Consider the following 14,122-nt stretch of genomic DNA (forward strand, 5'->3'; position numbering starts at 1 on the left):
AACTCTTTGGATATTAATATTTTTTCTGTTATTTTTGCACCCTAATATGAATCGTCCGCCATTATTAGCCGTAGTCTTTGGCACTGGATTCGGAAGTGGATTCTGGCCTTGGGGACCAGGAACTGCAGGTGCATTATTGGCCTCATTGATGTGGCTAAGCATGATTCATTTCTTCTCTCCCACTGCTCTTTTTCTCCTAACTTTGGCATTGATTGTTCTTGGTACTATCGTTGGCACATGGGCAACGAATCAATTGGAACCTTTTTGGGGACCAGATCCCAAGCGTGTTGTCATTGATGAAATGGTGGGAGTGTGGATTCCATTACTCATATCACCCACCAACAACTTATGGTTTGCATTGGGTGCGTTCGGCTTATTCCGCTTTTTTGATATTCTGAAACCATTGGGAATCCGACAATTAGACCAGCGACAAGGTGGTTTTTGGGTAATGGCAGACGACATCTTAGCAGGTATTTATAGTCTAATCGTATTAGCAATTATACAATGGGCTATCTAAAGACTGCAATGGTAACGTTCGGAAAGGCACAAGTGTCGGCATGGATTGCTTCCATCGTTGACTTTTCCATCACCGTCGGTCTGTCTCAGTTGGTAAACTTGTGGTATGGCTACTGCACGTTTACTGGAGCACTGATGGGCGGTATCATCAACTGTCTCATCAACTATAAGTGGGTATTTCATCCAGATGATGTTAAGAAAAAGAGTATTGTCACACGCTACATGATAGTCTGGGCAGGGAGCATTGGGCTCAATACCTTTGGAACATTGACCTTAACCGAGCTAACTGGCGTCAATTTTGTCGTTATCAAAGCCATTGTTGCCATTGCTGTTGCTATCCTATGGAATTACCAATTACAGAAACTATTTGTATTCCGTTCGTCCAACTATATCCTCTTAAAAAAGAAAATTAGAAGAAAACGTCACCATAGTGACACTTCTGATGCACCAACATCAGAATAGTTGGTGTCATCAGCTCTTAAACAAAACAAAAATGAAGTACAGAGATTATTTACAAGACCGCATCTATAAAATCATCAATCCCATCATTCACGGAATGATAAAGATAGGTATCACCCCCAACATGGTAACCACCATCGGATTTTTAGGAAACGTATTAGCCACCGCGATGTTTATCCTTGCCAGCGAACAAGCCACTCCTGAAGCGGGTTATGCCATGATAGGATGGGGCGGAGCTATTCTTATTTTCTCAGGATTGTTCGATATGATGGACGGTCGATTGGCACGCTTAGGCAACATGTCCACTGCCTTTGGTGCTTTTTGGGATAGCACTTTGGATCGTTATAGCGAACTCTTTTCGCTCTTTGGTCTCACACTTTATCTTCTCAATGCCGTTGGTACATGGGCTGGCGTTATCTCTTTCTTGGCATTGGTTGGCTCTATCATGGTGAGTTATGTACGTGCAAGAGCCGAAGGACTTGACATTGAGTGCAAAGTGGGACTGATGCAACGTCCCGAACGAGTGGTAGTTACCTCAGTAGTTGCCATTCTTACAGGCATTTTTAACAGCAATGGGTGGCTCATAGGGGGCATGATTCTCATTGCCGTATTAGCCAACATCACCGCTTTTTGGCGTGTAGCCCATTGCTACAAGCTGCTCAAAAATCAATAAATGTTCAGCATTTACATCGTCATCTTATACCTTGCGTTATTCGCCTATAAGCCGACACGCAAAATAGCCTTAGTATTAACGCCTTGGGCTATCTTTGGTTGTTCGTACGATTGCATGCGACTCCTCCCCAACTATGAGGTAAATCCCATTGATATTCGTGGACTATACGAAACCGAGAAACAGTGGTTTGGCATCGTAACAGCCGCTGACACCGTGACACCCAACGAGTTTTTTGCACTTCACCACCACGCTGTCGCCGACCTCTTGGCAGGCTTTTTCTATATTTGTTGGGTGCCTGTACCCATTGGATTCAGCATATACCTTTATATAAAAGGTGATAGCAAAAACTATCTTCGTTTCTCTACCGCCTTTCTTCTCATCAACTTTGTAGGCTTTGCAGGTTATTACATCCACCCTGCTGCCCCACCCTGGTACGTGATGCAATATGGTTTTGAACCCATACTACATACCCCTGGCAATGTTGCTGGCTTAGGACGCTTCGATCAACTCACGGGCATCCCAGTATTCCAAACACTCTATGGCAAAAACTCCAACGTGTTTGCTGCCGTTCCATCCTTGCACGCAGCCTACATGTTAGTCACCACTATTTATGCCATTATCAGCAAGCAGCGCAAGACAACCATTGGTATTTTCGCCATTATTTGCGTGGGCATTTGGTTCACCGCCATTTACAGTGCGCATCATTATGTCATAGATGTGCTGTTAGGCATTCTCACCTGCTTTGTTGGAATAGGGATATTAGAATTTGTCTTGCTAAAGATTCCGACCGTACAGCAGTTCATGAAGCAATATGTGCAGCTTATTGCGCCAAAATAACGCATCTACCCTAAATCTTTTCTAAAACATCATTGCTATTCTATCTGTCACATTTCTTTCCAAAAACGTAGACCATACACACATTTTTCATAAATTTGCAGTCTCATTTTAACGTAACTATTCAGAGATGGACAAACGGTTCTTTTTTATACTTCTCATGTGGACAACGTTTATTACCACATGGGCTACTACCACCAAAGATAACGACAAGGAACAACAATGGAGCATAAAAGCGGGGATTGGAACATCAACGGCAGAAACAGAAAGTTCTAATAACCGCACTTTTTACAGCAGTCCTGACGCATCGAGCAATCTCTTCTATCTTCAAGGCGATTATTATCTCACGCCCAAACTTACGCTTTCGGGTGGAGTGTACTTTGAACAAACAGGACTACTGGATAACTTTTCGCAAGATATCGGGTTGCTACGGGTCAACACAGCAGGTCTCACAGTCGGTTCAAAATATTATTTTTTACCTAAGAAGTGGGTGGTTCAAGCATACGCAGGAGCCTTTGCACAAACCAACTTCCTTAACTTAAAACGCACAACAGGTAAAAAATATTACGTTTCTAACAATCAGTATCGGGGAGCAGGACTTGATGTTAATTACGACATCCAGCGTCCTGCATTAAGCATTGTGCCACAAGTGGGTTTAGACCTACGCATCTTTAGTTCGGTTTCTCTATGTGTAGATTTTAACTATCAGTTTGGTTTGTGGGGGCATCAGCGTTGCGACTTTCGCTTTAACAGTGGACCTTTACAAGGTGTATCCAGTTCACAAACAACAAGCAACATAAAACCGGGAATATCCATTGGTGTAAAAGTAGACTTTCCGATGCGCAAATTCACCTCAGGCGAGCTTGACAATCTGCTTGAGATGCTTTTCAGTATCTTGTCTGGACCAAGAGCTCAAGATAGATATCAATCGCCTTACTTACGTTAAATGGTCACATCAAAAAGTGCTATTTGCCAACGCTTAAAACTTTGAATTATTTTTACATACGTTCAAAATACGAGCGTTTTAGTCACCAACTGTACATTTGCTCGCAAATATGCGAGTTTTGCAAACATCTGTTTGTCAACACATTAAGCTGTTTTTACCCTTTCGCAACTTCATTAGAAGCATGCTTTAAGCGCATTAAGTCATTGGATTAAGGCTACTAAAGCATGCGAATAGAGGCACAATTTGCATGTAATAGCGGCATTAACTCAATGGGATAACAAAAACGAAGACCGAAAAACACATTTTTAACGGCATTTTCTCGGTCTTCATTTTCTATTTTGCAACTTTCAAAAAATCAATTATTTTTACATATCACCTATATTTCTTCCGTATTTCATACAGCACATTATTCGTACTATGCCCTATTGACCTTCCATGAATTTCATGGCAGCACGCAACTGATGACGCATATTGGTTAACAATTGTTCGCTCTCTTGTAACAAGTTGAGATACACCAATGATAGCTGGAATGTTTCGTTTCCTTCTGCCATTTGTATGCGGTCGATGTGTTGCTTACGAATACGACTCAGTTCGGTTTCAAACTGTTCTGCCTCATCCAGTACCTGTCGATAATTTTCAAAACGCCCTGTTGCGATGGTTTTCTCTGTTTGTGATATCAAATCTATCACCTTTCTGTAAATAGGTTGATATTCTTCCACCAATTCAGGTGTAATAGGTGTGAAGTTATTATCAACGTGCTCCTTAATCGGATCGAGCATACGACGCAGCACATAAATATACTGTTGCGAGGCATTGATGCCAACATGGAACCAAGTGTTGCGCTCTATGGCAATGTCCATCGGTGCTTTACGAAGTGCCAGTAACTCTTGCCGACGATACTTCAACAAAATGGTTTTCTCGTTGTGCAAATCACGTGCGGCATGTCGCAACAAGCTGGGCTTGTCTGTCACAAAGCCTTCAATAATCGTTTTGTATTGTTCAATGGCAAAATTTGCCATATAACTTTGGGTTCTGCTCACATGCTTGCTAAGCAAGTCCCACAAAATAACGGGGTCTTGCGTTCGCATCATCAAGCGGAAACTATTATCTTTGTCAGTATCCCCCACCGATTTTCCGGTGTTATTTCTAAACAACCGATAAACCACCAAGCCCATAAAGGCTGCCTGAATGACAATGCCGCCATAGTACATGAGCAAACCAACCAAGGCAGAAGCAACAAACGCTACGCCTGCTGTGATGAACCAACCACCAATCACGGATATAACACCAGTGACACGGAACACTGCACTCTCCCTACTCCATGCACGATCGGCAAGGCTGGAACCCATGGCAACCATGAAAGTGACGTAGGTTGTTGACAAAGGGAGCTTATAATTCGTACCGATGGTGATGAGCAGAGACGCCAACACTAAGTTCACTGCCGCACGAACCACATCGAATGCTGCCCCATGATCGAGTGTCACAGAACGCTGGTTGAAGCGGTTATCCAGCCAACCTTGCACACGCTCAGGAATGATATTGCTCACATAGGTGTTGCTATTCTGTGTAAAACGCACAATACTACGGGCTGCCGCACTCGAGCCGAACATCTCATCGCCCTCGTCTTGACGCGACAAATCCACAGAAGTTTTGATAACACGGTGGGCTTTCTTAGAAGTTGCCATCGCCACAATCATCACCAAACCAGCCAAAAGCAAATAAAAAGGAGGCGTCTTGGCACTCTCTATCAAACTGGTCATCAAGAAAGAAGTGGGTGCAGCACCGCTACTTTGTGCCATATAAGTTTGGTATGAATCAAGTCCTGCGAGAGGAACACCAATGAAGTTGACCAAGTCGTTTCCTGCAAAAGCCATTGCCAAGGCAAACGTTCCCATCAACACCACAAACTTAAAGATATTCACGCCAACCAAATGCATGAACTGCATCACGATAGCCGAACCTATAAAAGTATAAATGAGCAATGTACCAATATGTCCGTTAATCCAAGATTGAGCATCTTCGGGTATGTAGGGAGAGTTTCCAACCCCTTTCATAAAAATGAAATAAGCAAGGGCTGTAAAAGCAATTCCTCCAAAGATAGCAATGGTGTAACGTGAGTGTTTCTGGTAATTAAAGGTGAACACCACACGTGTGATGTACTGCACAACAACACCAAACACAAAGGCAATGGCAACACTCACAAAGATGGCGATAATTACTTGCAAGGCTTTTTCTGTGTTCAGCAAGTCGCTAAATGCCAAAGTGTCATCCCCTATCATCTTAATGGTTGCCACCATAAAGGTTGCTCCCAATAACTCGAAGACCAAAGAAACCGTGGTGGAAGTGGGCATTCCTAAGGTATTGAAGATGTCCAGCACAATGACATCGGTCACCATCACGGCTAAAAAGATAACCATCACTTCGTGAAAACTGTATTGGGCAGGGTTCATAATGCCGTGACGAGCCACATCCATCATACCCGAGGACATCACCGCTCCCAAGATAACACCACAAGAAGCAACGATGAGAATGGTGCGGAATGTGGCAACCTTAGCACCAACAGCCGACTGCAAGAAGTTGACAGCATCGTTGGACACACCTACAAACAAGTCAAATATTGCCAAACAAAGCAGAAAAATGACGATGCACAAATAAATTGTTAACATTGATATCGGTTAAAAATGAATAATCTTTGTTCAGTTTGCCATTGGACATCCTGATTTCTGGTGCAAAACTAATAGAGCGATGTTACAAGAGTTTTAAACACATATTACAATTGTGTGACGAATGAAAATATTTAAAATATTAACTACTCTATGGGATGATTTCAATTTTATATTGTATCTTTGTACACAGAAGTTACGAAAAGAGTGTAATTTATTGGAAATGAGCGTTGGTTAATCGCTCTTGATAGTAATAGGTTACGATTTAGTTAGTTATCTACTGCATTATCCTTCTGCGCGTTGCGTAACCTTCAAAGAACTCTTCGTATGCAAAAGTAGCTATTTAATCCGAGATTTTGATATAAACTCCCAGATTTTTATCCCCTCATTCATAAGATTTTTCCGTAAAAGCGGTATTATCCGTCGGCACACCATTGCCCAAAACGAGTTTGGAACAAACGTGTGCCAACTACCGCATAGCCGGAGAAAAGGGCATTGCCTCACGCCTAAACGATGTTTAGACAGATGAAGCAATGCCCCTTTCTTTTGCGCCTATGCCAAGAGGTGCTTTTACGGGTTTTCAGATGATTTTTTTTTTTCGCTGTCCCTTTTGCCGGAAGCGGAAAGTGAATGCAGAGTGTGTCCGCCTGCCCCATGAATGAAACAGGTAGCCACACACAGCGGGCAATCCGGGAAGAATGATTGTTGTCGCCCGGCTGGACAAGTCCTGTCGGATCGGAAAACAATCATACTTCCTTTGTAGTGGTTTGCCCTTTTCACGCTTCCGGTGATGTCTTTTTCCTTTTGGTGATTCCTTTTTTACGGATTTTTCCCTGAAGTTTTTTCTACCCAATCAGCCTCTGTTTTCGTTTACCTCCATTTTTGCGCCTTTCAGTGAGCCGCATCAGGCAGTCATTTCCGTTCTGGGCGCAAAGGTAATTCCGGGATTGGACGGGAAAGCAAGGTCAAGCCTCCTGTTTTCGGTAAAAATCTCCAGCCCTGCGGGTAGTATTTTGACCGAAAAACCTTGCATTCCCTAATCCCTACCTTTTCAAGCACCCGAAACGAAAACGACCGATGCGACAGAAAGACGCATAAAAAAAATGTCGGATAAACGAGAGGCAGATAAGATAGTTTGAAACTCAACTCCCTCAGCTCTTGAATCCGCATAAAAAACAAAAAAATCAAAAACAGCGAAGATATGACAGCAACGGCAAATTTCAGACAAGTGGCGCAATACATCGGGTTGGCGATATGCGGCTTGATGATGCGCACCGCCTTCGGGGTGTTCGGCATCCTTTGGGGCATCATCAGAGAGATTGTAAACGGAGTGTTCCGAGTGGCGATAGGTGTAATCGTGGCTATCCTTTTCACCATTGCCTTCTTCGGCTTCATCCTTTGGTTATTCACCCTTTAACCCTTACCGACATGGCAAAGAGAAACTGCAAGACGGTAGCGCAGCAGTGCAAATATTACGAGGTGGACAACATCTTCGTGTATATGGTGGAAACGTACATCAACGGCAATTTTAGCACTTTCCGAAGATTGTACCACGAACTGAACAAGGACGCACGGAGGGACTTCATGGACTTCCTTCTCAGCGAGGTAGAGCCGACCTATTGGAGAGAGATACTTAAACAGACAATCTAAAAACGACAGCGATATGAAAGGAACAGACCATTTCAAAAGAACGATACAAATGTATCTGGAACAGCGGGCGGAGGAAGATACGCTCTTTGCGAAGAAGTACCGCAACCCTGCCAAAAACATAGACGAGTGTGTGACCCACATTCTGAACTATGTGCAGAAAAGCGGTTGCAGCGGCTTCACGGACGGAGAGATATTCGGGCAAGTCATCCACTACTATGAGGAAAACGAGATAGAGGTGGGCAAACCTATGAACTGCCAAGTGGTGGTGAACCATGTTGTGGAACTCACGGAAGAGGAAAAGGCGGAGGCACGTCAGAATGCAGTCCGCAGATACCAAGAGGAGGAACTCCGCAAGTTGCAGAACCGCAACAGACCGTCAGCGAGAAAAGAAACCCACCCCCAACCCTCATTATTTGATTTAGGCTTATGAAACCGAAGACCAAGATACAGAAAGAGGTGGCAAGACTTTCAGCCAACCTCCGCCCCATATCAACGACACAAATTGAATGGGCATACCGCCACTGCATTGAACATATAGGCTACCGCACCAAGAAAGGGAACATCACCTGCTCCGACTGCGGTCACGAGTGGCACAGCGACAGCGTACTGTGCGACACCCTTGAAGGTTGCACCTGCCCCAAATGCCATGCCGAACTCAAAGTGCAGGACACACGCAAACGTATCTACAAGGAAACGCAGTATTTCAGCGTGATAACCACCTGCAAAGGCTATCAGGTAATCCGTGTGGCGCAGGTCAGATGCGAGAGCAGGAAAGGCGAGCCGATGCACTTCTATTGCCACGAGGTTGTGCAGCGTTGGATTTCACCCGACGGTAAGGTTACGGACATGGCGTTGCTCCGTGGCTTCACATTCTGTTACTGCGATGTATGGGCATTGTGCAGCGCGATGGAGATAAGACCGCACAACAGCCTATACGATGATGTTGTGGCAAGAAGCTGTGCATATCCCAAAATGAGGGTATTACCCCAACTCAGACGCAACGGCTTCAAGGGCGATTTCCACGGCATTTCCCCCGTGCGTCTTTTCAAAGCCTTGCTTTCAGACCCAAGAATTGAAACCCTTATGAAAGGCGGTGAGATTGAGGTTATGAAACACTTTCTTTTCAATGCCCGTACTGCCGATGAATGCTGGGCATCATATCTGATTGCCAAGCGTCACAAGTATCTGATAGACAACTTCTCCATGTGGTGCGACTATCTGCGTATGCTCAACAAACTCGGTCAAGACCTCCGCAACCCGAAGAACATCTGCCCCGAAGATTTCATGGCGGCACACGACAACGCAACCCGAAAGATTGAAACCATACACGAGAAGGAACGAGCCGAGCAACGCCGCCGCTGGGAGATTGAAAGGCGTGAGCGTGAGCAACAGCGGCAACTGCAAAGGGAAAAAGATGCGGAGGATTTCATCGCCAACAAATCCAAATTCTTCGGATTGGTAATCACGGACGAGGAAATAATCATCAAGGTGCTTGAAAGTATAGACGAGTATTACAGCGAGGGCAAGGCACAGAACATCTGCGTGTTCGGCAGTGAATACTACAAGAAAGCCGACACCCTCATACTCTCGGCAAGGATTGGCGGTGAGATAATTGAAACCGTAGAGGTGGATTTGCGGACACTCAAGGTGGTGCAGTGCCACGGCAAGTACAACCAAGACACCGAATACCACGAGCGCATCATAGACCTTGTGAATAAGAACGCCAACCTTATCCGTGAGCGGATGAAAGTGGCATAGCATCAACCCTAAAACAACATTGATATGGAAGTAAGAATTGAAAGCATGATTTGTGTGTGGGACGATAAAATCCCTGCATTGTTCCTTGAATTTGTAAACCTCCTCACTCTCACAACGAGTGAGGGGGAATTGAGAAAGAGCGTAAAGGAGTTTGCCGAGAAGCACGAACTTGACAAGTTCTTCCTTTACGGCTTCGGCTCACACCATTTCTACCTGCACCAACGCTACACGAGCAACCCCGAAATGGTGATGAAGAACAGAGTTCTGTCAGTACATTTTTAACCATCTAAAAAGCAACATTATGGCAACACGAATGACCATCAACGGAGTAAGTACCTGCACGGAAGCAGGTACGGAGAAATACGAGCGTTTCCAATCGGGTATCGGCAGACGCAGGCGGACACTTGTGCAATACGACTACCGCCACACGGACGGAGAATTGTTCGCTTGTGTAAAAACCACATTGGACGAGTGCCGAACCGCAAGGGACAAGTGGCTGAACGCAAAGCAGGGAAAGGAGGGCAACCGATGAACACGACCTATCAAACGCTGATAGTCAAATTCAGCGAACCTATCACGGCATTGGACGGTATCTTTGACGATGCCCAAGCGTGGGGAACTGACACCCTCAAAGGGTGGATAGATGATTACGAAAGCACACGTTTCACCGCCACCGACAGCCATACGGCAGTCATCACGAGCGAGTATAATATGGAATGTGTGAAAGAGTGGCTGCAACGGCAGACACCCATTGCCGAGATGCGAGAATTTTGAACAAGTTGGCGGTGCGGACACCGCCAACACTTAAAACCCTAAAAACAACGGTTAATGATAGCACAGACGATATTACAGCAGATAGGCGGAAGAAGATTTACCGCCATGACGGGTAGCCGTGATTTCATCGACATGGGCAACGGCTTACGGATGAGCCTTACACGGAACAAGACAAGTGCCAACCGCCTTGACATCATCTATGATGCGGGGGCAGACCTCTACAATATGCGGTTCTACCGCAGGACATTCAGCAAAAAGACTTTCGAGTGCAAGGAAAAGTACATTGCCGTACACGAGGGCATCTATTTTGATATGCTGGAAGAAATATTCACGATGGTGACGGGACTTTACACACGCTTTTGAGTTGCGGCGGCGAGAGCCGCCCTACTTTCTTTCGGTGAGCATGATGGCGGACAAAGAAAGTAGCAAAGAAACCTCTGTGCCAATCTGCGATATTATTCACAAAAACAAGTTTTTATTATGGAAACAATCAGGCAGGACGGAAAAATCATCTTGCACGGCAACGACGGCATAAGCATAAAGATGATTTTCAAAAACCTTACGGGAAAGAATTTTCAAGGTAGGGAGTATGCGGACTATATCCGTCACATCGCAATCGGGAGCATGGGATTTACACCCGGAAGCATCGAATTTTGCAGGGATGGTGACGTGATAGATACGGGTACAATCCCGAATGTATGAAAAGCGGAAAATCCGATGAAGTTGGCGGCTTCATCGGATTTTCATTTACAGTCACGGGATATACAGCAGTGCAAACTCCGCCTTTCTCCGTTTGAGCAGCATGGCGTGGCGTTTTCCTTTGTAGTTGCAGAAGGCTACATACTCCCGGTAGATGTTCCTGTCGCCAGCCTCCAGCTTCTTTATCAAGGTGCTTTTAGGGATTGTCTTGCTACCCAAAAGCCGGTATGGACCCACGTTGTAAGCAAGCGTGGCAAGTAAAAGACTATCCTTCCCGAACTGCCGGAACATCGCGCAGAACTTCCGCAGGTCTTTCCGCAGGAGCGCGTCCGCCTGCCGCTTCGTCATGGTTCGTGCCGAGTACCTTTCGCCCGGCAAAATCTTGTGACCCCAACCCACGTATGGGTGGTGCTTTTCCGAGTGCCATCCCTCAAAATACTTCGTGCATCGTACCGCCCTCTCGAATAGAGACAGCCGGTAGATTGCCGCCTGCCCGTCCGTTCCCTCTTGGCGGCTGATCTGTGCGGACACAAAACAGACCGTCAGAAGCGAACAGAGCATTGTCATGAATACACGCATCATTTTAGCAAGGGGCTGAAGTTGCCGATGGGAACGATGGTCAAACCGTCATCCTTTGCATTCCGGTTGTTGAAGTCAAATTCCAACTCGAAAGAGTTGCCGAAGTTGTCCTCCACCACCACAATAAAGTTGTGCGCCTCTTCGCCCTCCGCCGTGTAGTACAGGCGGAACTTTTCGTTCTCCAGCAGGTAGCGGTCGTTAGGCAGGAAGGTGATGCCGTTATCCATTTTCAACTTTCCTTCTCCCTCAAACTGAAAATAGCGGATGGTGTAAAGCGTGTTAGCGAAGTCGCCCTCCTTTTTCAGCTCACAGCGGATTTCCACCGTCTGCCCCTTCGTCACCTTGTTCGGCACGGGCATGACCTCCACCGTGAAGGGATAGGACTGCTGGATGTCCATGTCGTCATCGCACGACACGATGGTGAATGACACAGCGGCTATCAGGCATAACGCCACCACCTTAAAGATATTTGTTCTCTTGTTTCTGTTGTTCAGTATGTTCATTTTTCTTCGATTTTTAGATGGTTGTTTTTCTGTTTTTTCGTTGTCTGTTGCAGATACTCGTTCAAGTCCTTGCAACCGCCATAGAGGGAGGAACGGTCGGCGACATGCGCCCCATACCGTTTGGCAAGAGCGTCAAGCGTCCGCCGTCCGGCTTCGTCACGGTCAAGGAAGCATCCGATGCGCCCGTAGCCGTCCAGCAATCCCGCCGCCTTCTCCACGTTGGCGACAGAGTTCAGTACAAGGCAGTCAGCGTTACCGGTTACGCCAAGCGTCACGGCGGAGAGAAAGTCCATGAAGCCCTCAAACACGAGGCACTCGTCAGCCGGGATTTCCTTCGTCCTTGCCAAAGACACATCTTTTGGCGGGATGCACCCCTTGAAATATCGGCTTCGGACTTCATATCCACCTGCCATATTCAGGAAACCGACAGCGAAATACCGTTTTCCACGCACACTGTAGTTCAGGCGGCAACAGTGGCGGGATGCTACTCCGATTGGTATGCCTCGTTCCTCTAAATACTCCGTCAGCGGTGAACGAAACAGCGGAGCGACCTCCACATCCTCAAAGACAGGTTCGGTCGGCTTCGGGAGATAGGCGGGCTTTTCCCATCCGGCAACCGTCATATTGGCGGCTTCCGCTATGAACTTCGCTTGCTTCATGAAGTCATCGCTTTGCAGAAACTCCCCGGCAAGCGTGAAGATGTCACCGCCCTTGCCCAAACCGAAGTCGTACCAAAGCTGTTTCGCCACGTTCACACGGAAAGAGGGGGTGCGCTCGCCCCTGTACGGGGCGATATACCACAGCTCGTTACCGCTCCTTCTGACAGGCTCATGCCCCAACCGTGCGAGAAAATCCGCAAGCGGCATCCTTCTGATAGCATCTATTTCCGTCCGTTCCATGCCCGTGTCAGTTGATGATGAACTTGACGCCGACCCCGAACTGCGTGTGGAACTTCCGCGTGTCGCCACCCCACAGGCAACGCTCACGCAGGTTGGCAAGCAGGGCGATACGGTCTGTCACGTAGCACTCCACATCGAGCGTCAGCGCACCGCCGTAGATGAAGGCGTCCCGGTCGTGCAGCGTGGAGCCGTCATGCAGCACCTTATTCCCCCAATTCACCGATTCATATCCGGCGAGAGCCGAAGCCCCGGCATAGACGAACACGATTTTTCGGGCGTCCGACAGTATCTTGAAGTAATATCCGCCCTCCGCCGTGAACTGCGCCACGGGTATCTTGGTATCCTTGTAGGGATTGTTTTTCAGGAGGTATTCGCCACCGAACACCCACTTGTTCCCCCTCTTCGTGTAAGTGGAGAGAGCCGCCCCGAAACTGTACCCGCCGTCCTTGCCGCCGGGATTGAAGCCGTCCGCCATGTCCGCCCTCACCTCGATGCCCTGCATCTTCGGCAGACACCGCTGGGCGTGCGCCTGCCCTGTAAAAAGGGCAAGCGACGCGATGATTATTGCGATGTACTTTCTCATGGTCAGCGCACTTGAAGTTCGTTGATGGTACCCGCACGTACCAAATCCTCGTTCTCAATCACGAAGGACTGGTGACGGCCGCCGTTCTTCTCGTTCAGCTCCACCACGAGGCACTTGTCATCGGGGATGGTGAACTTCGCCATCGTGAAGACCGTGCGCTCGCTCTTTTTGCCCGGCACGAGGGTGGCGTAGTTCTGCGCGCGGAGCGGCAGGATGATCTGCTCCTGCACGGCGGTACGCTTCGCCACCTTCTTGTCCACGATTTTCCAAGTGATGTAGTCCACATCGAAAGGCACGTTGCTCTGGTTCTTTATCTCCGTGTGGAAATAGAGCAATCCGTTGTGCGTGTAGATGCCTTTGAGAAGATACTGGATGCCGAAACGCTTGCAGCCGATATGCTTCACCTCGCGCTTGTTCTGTTTGTGGATGGACTTCATGATAAGTCGCACCAGCATCGGGCTTTCGCTGCCCAGCTCTTTCAGATAGATTTCCTGTGCGTTATTCGGGCGGTTCACCGTGCTGCCGTCATGGATGAAGTCGCACATCTCCACATTGAGCAACAGCGGTTCGGCGGCGTACTTCACGT

The 14,122-nt window shown here is 47.1% G+C and carries 20 protein-coding genes; 14 read left to right on the forward strand and 6 right to left on the reverse strand.

The window, feature by feature from the left end; genetic code table 11:
- Positions 1-46 precede the first annotated feature (46 nt).
- From BN35_RS09810 to BN35_RS09830, 5 genes are all read left to right on the forward strand, one after another.
- Positions 47-517, forward strand: coding sequence for a phosphatidylglycerophosphatase A family protein (locus BN35_RS09810; protein ID WP_025072099.1), 471 nt, complete (start codon positions 47-49; stop codon positions 515-517).
- Positions 505-978 carry a GtrA family protein gene (locus tag BN35_RS09815; protein ID WP_025072100.1) on the forward strand — a complete coding sequence of 158 codons (474 nt, stop codon included), beginning with the start codon at positions 505-507 and terminating at the stop codon, positions 976-978. Before BN35_RS09810 ends, BN35_RS09815 begins: the two co-directional genes overlap by 13 nt.
- Positions 979-1,009: 31 nt before the next feature.
- Positions 1,010-1,648 (forward strand): CDP-alcohol phosphatidyltransferase family protein, encoded by a 639-nt coding sequence (locus tag BN35_RS09820; protein WP_028900991.1) that lies wholly within the window; start codon positions 1,010-1,012, stop codon positions 1,646-1,648.
- Positions 1,649-2,485 carry a phosphatase PAP2 family protein gene (locus BN35_RS09825; RefSeq protein WP_025072101.1) on the forward strand — a complete coding sequence of 279 codons (837 nt, stop codon included), beginning with the start codon at positions 1,649-1,651 and terminating at the stop codon, positions 2,483-2,485. It begins immediately after the preceding gene.
- Positions 2,486-2,642: 157 nt separating this feature from the next.
- On the forward strand, positions 2,643-3,428 hold the full coding sequence (locus BN35_RS09830) for an outer membrane beta-barrel protein (RefSeq protein WP_036893323.1): 786 nt from the start codon (positions 2,643-2,645) through the stop codon (positions 3,426-3,428).
- Positions 3,429-3,850: 422 nt separating this feature from the next.
- On the opposite strand, the gene BN35_RS09835 is transcribed toward BN35_RS09830, so the two are convergent.
- Positions 3,851-6,094 (reverse strand): inorganic phosphate transporter, encoded by a 2,244-nt coding sequence (locus BN35_RS09835; protein WP_025072103.1) that lies wholly within the window; start codon positions 6,092-6,094, stop codon positions 3,851-3,853.
- 1,198 nt (positions 6,095-7,292) lie between these two features.
- Here BN35_RS09835 and BN35_RS13240 point away from each other — a divergent pair.
- The 9 genes from BN35_RS13240 (at position 7,293) to BN35_RS09875 (ending at position 10,975) form a co-directional block, all read left to right on the forward strand.
- Positions 7,293-7,508, forward strand: coding sequence for a hypothetical protein (locus BN35_RS13240; protein WP_008126037.1), 216 nt, complete (start codon positions 7,293-7,295; stop codon positions 7,506-7,508).
- Positions 7,509-7,519: 11 nt separating this feature from the next.
- Positions 7,520-7,741: a hypothetical protein gene (locus BN35_RS09845; protein WP_004371749.1), complete on the forward strand. Its 222-nt coding sequence runs from the start codon at positions 7,520-7,522 to the stop codon at positions 7,739-7,741.
- Between the two features lie 13 nt (positions 7,742-7,754).
- Complete coding sequence (locus BN35_RS09850) at positions 7,755-8,171, forward strand: PcfK-like family protein (protein WP_004371748.1); 417 nt, start codon at positions 7,755-7,757, stop codon at positions 8,169-8,171.
- The gene (locus BN35_RS09855) at positions 8,168-9,499 is read left to right on the forward strand and encodes a PcfJ domain-containing protein (protein ID WP_028900990.1); all 1,332 of its coding nucleotides are present in this window, start codon (positions 8,168-8,170) and stop codon (positions 9,497-9,499) included. Before BN35_RS09850 ends, BN35_RS09855 begins: the two co-directional genes overlap by 4 nt.
- Positions 9,500-9,523: 24 nt before the next feature.
- Positions 9,524-9,781 carry a hypothetical protein gene (locus BN35_RS09860; protein WP_004371745.1) on the forward strand — a complete coding sequence of 86 codons (258 nt, stop codon included), beginning with the start codon at positions 9,524-9,526 and terminating at the stop codon, positions 9,779-9,781.
- A gap of 19 nt (positions 9,782-9,800) precedes the next feature.
- Positions 9,801-10,031, forward strand: a complete 231-nt coding sequence (locus BN35_RS13245; RefSeq protein WP_004293898.1) for a DUF3873 domain-containing protein — start codon at positions 9,801-9,803, stop codon at positions 10,029-10,031.
- A complete protein-coding gene (locus BN35_RS09865; protein WP_008126028.1) occupies positions 10,028-10,273 on the forward strand; it encodes a DUF6956 domain-containing protein in 246 nt (81 codons plus the stop codon). Before BN35_RS13245 ends, BN35_RS09865 begins: the two co-directional genes overlap by 4 nt.
- A gap of 54 nt (positions 10,274-10,327) precedes the next feature.
- Positions 10,328-10,636, forward strand: a complete 309-nt coding sequence (locus tag BN35_RS09870) for a hypothetical protein (RefSeq protein ID WP_004371741.1) — start codon at positions 10,328-10,330, stop codon at positions 10,634-10,636.
- A 117-nt stretch (positions 10,637-10,753) separates the two neighbouring features.
- Positions 10,754-10,975, forward strand: a complete 222-nt coding sequence (locus BN35_RS09875; RefSeq protein ID WP_004371739.1) for a DUF7688 family protein — start codon at positions 10,754-10,756, stop codon at positions 10,973-10,975.
- A 51-nt stretch (positions 10,976-11,026) separates the two neighbouring features.
- On the opposite strand, the gene BN35_RS09880 is transcribed toward BN35_RS09875, so the two are convergent.
- The 5 genes from BN35_RS09880 to traN all read right to left on the reverse strand — a co-directional run.
- On the reverse strand, positions 11,027-11,554 hold the full coding sequence (locus BN35_RS09880; protein ID WP_004371737.1) for a glycoside hydrolase family protein: 528 nt from the start codon (positions 11,552-11,554) through the stop codon (positions 11,027-11,029).
- Positions 11,551-12,054 (reverse strand): DUF3872 domain-containing protein, encoded by a 504-nt coding sequence (locus BN35_RS09885; protein WP_004371735.1) that lies wholly within the window; start codon positions 12,052-12,054, stop codon positions 11,551-11,553. Before BN35_RS09885 ends, BN35_RS09880 begins: the two co-directional genes overlap by 4 nt.
- Positions 12,051-12,953: a toprim domain-containing protein gene (locus BN35_RS09890; protein ID WP_004371733.1), complete on the reverse strand. Its 903-nt coding sequence runs from the start codon at positions 12,951-12,953 to the stop codon at positions 12,051-12,053. Before BN35_RS09890 ends, BN35_RS09885 begins: the two co-directional genes overlap by 4 nt.
- Positions 12,954-12,960: 7 nt before the next feature.
- A complete protein-coding gene (locus tag BN35_RS09895) occupies positions 12,961-13,536 on the reverse strand; it encodes a conjugal transfer protein TraO (protein ID WP_004371731.1) in 576 nt (191 codons plus the stop codon).
- A 2-nt stretch (positions 13,537-13,538) separates the two neighbouring features.
- Positions 13,539-14,122, reverse strand: a 584-nt coding sequence (traN, locus tag BN35_RS09900) for a conjugative transposon protein TraN (RefSeq protein ID WP_044071475.1), incomplete at its 5' end; no start/stop codon positions are given.

This window comes from Hoylesella timonensis 4401737 = DSM 22865 = JCM 15640 (assembly GCF_000455445.1).
In the GTDB taxonomy this organism is placed as follows: Bacteria; Bacteroidota; Bacteroidia; order Bacteroidales; family Bacteroidaceae; genus Prevotella; species Prevotella timonensis.

Coding starts and splice junctions, on each gene's coding strand:
- BN35_RS09810 (WP_025072099.1), top strand. CDS start 47: ATGAATCGTCCGCCATTATTAGCCGTAGTCTTTGGCACTGGATTCGGA.
- BN35_RS09815 (WP_025072100.1), top strand. CDS start 505: ATGGGCTATCTAAAGACTGCAATGGTAACGTTCGGAAAGGCACAAGTG.
- BN35_RS09820 (WP_028900991.1), top strand. CDS start 1,010: ATGAAGTACAGAGATTATTTACAAGACCGCATCTATAAAATCATCAAT.
- BN35_RS09825 (WP_025072101.1), top strand. CDS start 1,649: ATGTTCAGCATTTACATCGTCATCTTATACCTTGCGTTATTCGCCTAT.
- BN35_RS09830 (WP_036893323.1), top strand. CDS start 2,643: ATGTGGACAACGTTTATTACCACATGGGCTACTACCACCAAAGATAAC.
- BN35_RS09835 (WP_025072103.1), bottom strand. CDS start 6,094: ATGTTAACAATTTATTTGTGCATCGTCATTTTTCTGCTTTGTTTGGCA.
- BN35_RS13240 (WP_008126037.1), top strand. CDS start 7,293: ATGACAGCAACGGCAAATTTCAGACAAGTGGCGCAATACATCGGGTTG.
- BN35_RS09845 (WP_004371749.1), top strand. CDS start 7,520: ATGGCAAAGAGAAACTGCAAGACGGTAGCGCAGCAGTGCAAATATTAC.
- BN35_RS09850 (WP_004371748.1), top strand. CDS start 7,755: ATGAAAGGAACAGACCATTTCAAAAGAACGATACAAATGTATCTGGAA.
- BN35_RS09855 (WP_028900990.1), top strand. CDS start 8,168: ATGAAACCGAAGACCAAGATACAGAAAGAGGTGGCAAGACTTTCAGCC.
- BN35_RS09860 (WP_004371745.1), top strand. CDS start 9,524: ATGGAAGTAAGAATTGAAAGCATGATTTGTGTGTGGGACGATAAAATC.
- BN35_RS13245 (WP_004293898.1), top strand. CDS start 9,801: ATGGCAACACGAATGACCATCAACGGAGTAAGTACCTGCACGGAAGCA.
- BN35_RS09865 (WP_008126028.1), top strand. CDS start 10,028: ATGAACACGACCTATCAAACGCTGATAGTCAAATTCAGCGAACCTATC.
- BN35_RS09870 (WP_004371741.1), top strand. CDS start 10,328: ATGATAGCACAGACGATATTACAGCAGATAGGCGGAAGAAGATTTACC.
- BN35_RS09875 (WP_004371739.1), top strand. CDS start 10,754: ATGGAAACAATCAGGCAGGACGGAAAAATCATCTTGCACGGCAACGAC.
- BN35_RS09880 (WP_004371737.1), bottom strand. CDS start 11,554: ATGATGCGTGTATTCATGACAATGCTCTGTTCGCTTCTGACGGTCTGT.
- BN35_RS09885 (WP_004371735.1), bottom strand. CDS start 12,054: ATGAACATACTGAACAACAGAAACAAGAGAACAAATATCTTTAAGGTG.
- BN35_RS09890 (WP_004371733.1), bottom strand. CDS start 12,953: ATGGAACGGACGGAAATAGATGCTATCAGAAGGATGCCGCTTGCGGAT.
- BN35_RS09895 (WP_004371731.1), bottom strand. CDS start 13,536: ATGAGAAAGTACATCGCAATAATCATCGCGTCGCTTGCCCTTTTTACA.